The sequence below is a fragment of the Mycobacterium interjectum genome, from assembly GCF_900078675.2.
Taxonomy (GTDB): Bacteria; Actinomycetota; Actinomycetes; order Mycobacteriales; family Mycobacteriaceae; genus Mycobacterium; species Mycobacterium interjectum.
Genome location: NZ_LT546237.1, coordinates 4,563,535 through 4,566,061, shown reverse-complemented (window position 1 = coordinate 4,566,061; position 2,527 = coordinate 4,563,535). Strand labels below are relative to the sequence as shown.

Here is a 2,527-nt window from a genome sequence, read left to right as displayed (position 1 = left end):
CCGCGACCGACCGCCGCCGCGACGGGTTCGCGCGCCGCAGCGGCGAGGCCGTCGTCGAGTTACTGCGGCGCGGCATCACCGCCCGCGACATCCTCACCAAGGAGGCCTTCGAGAACGCGATCGCGGTGGTGATGGCATTCGGCGGCTCGACCAACGCGGTGCTGCACCTGCTGGCCATCGCCCACGAGGCCGACGTCGCGCTGTCCCTCGACGACTTCAGCCGGATCGGGTCCAAGGTGCCGCACCTGGCCGACGTCAAGCCGTTCGGCCGGCACGTCATGTCCCACGTCGACCACATCGGCGGGGTCCCGGTGATCATGAAGGCACTGTTGGACGCGGGCCTGCTGCACGGCGACTGCCTGACGGTGACCGGCCAGACGCTGGCCGAGAACCTGGCCGCCATCGCCCCGCCCGACCCGGACGGCAAGGTGCTGCGGGCCCTGGACAACCCGATCCATCCAACCGGCGGGATCACCATCCTGCACGGATCGCTCGCGCCCGAGGGCGCGGTGGTCAAGACGGCCGGTTTCGACTCCGACGTGTTCGAAGGCACCGCACGGGTTTTCGACGGTGAGCGGGCCGCGCTGGACGCGCTCGAGGACGGCACCATCACCAACGGCGACGTCGTGGTGATCCGGTACGAGGGCCCCAAGGGCGGCCCCGGGATGCGCGAGATGCTCGCCATCACCGGCGCGATCAAGGGCGCCGGCCTCGGCAAAGACGTGTTGCTACTCACCGACGGCCGGTTCTCCGGCGGCACGACCGGCCTGTGCGTGGGGCACGTCGCGCCGGAGGCGGTCGACGGCGGTCCGATCGCCCTGCTGCGCGACGGCGACCGGATCCGCCTCGACGTGGCCGCCNTCGACCACAGCAGGCCGTGGGTGATCGCGCACAGCACCCGCCCGACGGCCAGCACCGCGAAGCTGGGCGCCAGCGCCGAGATGAGCTGCGACACGGTCAGGCAGACCAGGCTGAACACCAAGGCGCGCCGGCGCGGCCAGTGCGCCGTCCAGCGCACCAGCGGGAACGTCGACAGCGCCGCCACCAGCGCGTACCAGGTCAGCAGCGTGCCGACCAGGACCACGCTGACGTGCAGGTTGCGCGCGATCGCCGACAGGGCCCCCACCGGCAGGATTTCCGCCGTGACGTAGGTGAACGCCGCCGCTGCCAGCACAGCCAGCTGCGCGGCGATCCGTGGCGTCCACGTTCGCGCTGCAGTGGGGGTGGCGGCAGTCATGGCGGTCATCGGTTGGGGCACGCAATCGGCCGGGCAAGCTGCTGGCGCAATCACGCTGCACCTACCGTACGCACCGCAACAATAGGTTCCCGCAAGTTAGCGGTTCAACACGCCTACCAACCAGCGATCAGGAACGCACCAGACGCGCGATGGCGGCCGAGGCCTCGGCCAGCTTGTCGTCCGCGTCACTGCCGCCCTCTGCCACGGCGCGAGTGACGCAGTGACTCAGGTGCTCGTCGAGCAAGTTCAGCGCCACCGAACGCAGCGCGCTGCTGACCGCGCTGATCTGGGTGAGGACGTCGATGCAGTATTTGTCTTCCTCGATCATCCGCGCGATGCCGCGGACCTGGCCCTCGATGCGCCGCAGCCGCTTGGCGTAGTTGTCCTTCTGCTGCGAATATCCGTGTGCACTCGTCACCGCTCGAGTCTACCCCATACCCCGATGGGGTATGACCCGCGCGTTTGCCGACGCGACGCGCCCGGCATACTTGCACGATGAGTTCAGGGCAGGCCACACCCACCGATTCGGCGCCGGTCGCCGACATCAAACCGCGTAGTCGTGACGTCACCGACGGCCTGGAGAAGGCCGCCGCCCGTGGCATGCTGCGCGCCGTAGGCATGGGCGACGAGGACTTCGCCAAACCGCAGATCGGGGTCGCGTCGTCCTGGAACGAAATCACGCCGTGCAACCTCTCGCTGGACCGGCTCGCCACGGCCGTCAAGGAAGGCGTGTTCTCGGCCGGCGGCTACCCACTCGAGTTCGGGACCATCTCGGTTTCCGACGGCATCTCGATGGGGCACGAGGGGATGCATTTCTCGCTGCCGTCCCGGGAACTGATCGCGGACAGCGTCGAAACCGTGATGCAGGCCGAGCGCCTCGACGGCTCGGTGCTGTTGGCCGGGTGCGACAAATCGCTGCCCGGGATGCTGATGGCCGCCGCACGGCTGGACCTGGCGGCGGTGTTCCTCTACGCCGGCTCCATTTTGCCGGGGGTGGCCAAACTGTCCGACGGCAGCGAGCGCGAAGTCACGATCATCGACGCGTTCGAGGCGGTGGGGGCGTGCGCGCGCGGGTTGATGCCCCGCGAGGACGTCGACGCCATCGAGCGGGCGATCTGCCCGGGCGAGGGCGCCTGCGGCGGCATGTACACCGCCAACACCATGGCGTGTTCCGCCGAGGCGCTCGGCATGTCGTTGCCGGGCAGCGCGGCCCCGCCCGCGACCCTGTCTCTTATTAACATCTAGATGTGTATAAGAGACCACCATAAGACGATCGCGGCGGGTCCGATG

General features: G+C 69.2%; 1 protein-coding gene and 3 pseudogenes. 2 read left to right on the top strand and 2 right to left on the bottom strand.

The features are described 5' to 3' along the window. Positions 1-857: pseudogene (locus BN4348_RS56650) on the top strand (dihydroxy-acid dehydratase domain-containing protein); the annotation flags it as partial. On the opposite strand, the pseudogene BN4348_RS56645 reads toward BN4348_RS56650, so the two are convergent. After that, a pseudogene (locus BN4348_RS56645) lies at positions 782-1,246 on the bottom strand (MFS transporter); the annotation flags it as partial. The pseudogenes BN4348_RS56650 and BN4348_RS56645 overlap by 76 nt on opposite strands. 118 nt (positions 1,247-1,364) lie before the next feature. Beyond that, positions 1,365-1,655: a copper-sensing transcriptional repressor RicR gene (gene ricR, locus BN4348_RS56640; RefSeq protein ID WP_066917391.1), complete on the bottom strand. Its 291-nt coding sequence runs from the start codon at positions 1,653-1,655 to the stop codon at positions 1,365-1,367. A 77-nt stretch (positions 1,656-1,732) separates the two neighbouring features. Here ricR and BN4348_RS56635 point away from each other — a divergent pair. Next, a pseudogene (locus tag BN4348_RS56635) lies at positions 1,733-2,461 on the top strand (dihydroxy-acid dehydratase domain-containing protein); the annotation flags it as partial. Between the last annotated feature and the right edge of the window lie 66 nt (positions 2,462-2,527).